This is a genomic window from Streptomyces sp. NRRL F-2664 (assembly GCF_000719345.1).
GTDB lineage: Bacteria > Actinomycetota > Actinomycetes > Streptomycetales > Streptomycetaceae > Streptomyces.
Window position 1 is genome coordinate 1 of record NZ_JOFX01000401.1, and the last position, 377, is coordinate 377.

A 377-nucleotide genomic window follows, 5' to 3' on the forward strand; every position below is an offset into this window, starting at 1 on the left:
CTCTTCAGGGTCGTACACGGTCTCGGTGACCGTCCCGGTCTCGTCGGTGGTCTTGACCGCACGGCCGTAGGCGTCGTAGGCGGCGGCGGTCGCCACTTCCCGTTTCTGGCCGGCGGAGTTGTGGACGGTGCTGGCCTCGCGCACGGGCAGCGCCCAGTCCGCGGGGAGTTCCGCGTCCCGGGGCGGGGGCACGGGGCTTGCGGGGTCCTGCTGCCAGCTGTAGCCGCGGACCAGTTCCCCGGCGGGCCGGTTGCCGAGGGCGGAGGTGTAGACCTGCTGGGAGGTGAGGAGGTGGAGGCTGTTGTAGTGGGAGACCACCCTGCGCTCCGGCTCGCCGTCCGGGCCCAGGAGGGAGACCTCGGTGGTGTAGGTGAAGC

General features: G+C 71.9%; 1 protein-coding gene. It reads right to left on the minus strand.

From position 1 onward, the window contains the following. The coding region (locus tag IF89_RS39805; protein ID WP_043195020.1) for a hypothetical protein at positions 1-377 on the minus strand (377 nt) is incomplete at both ends.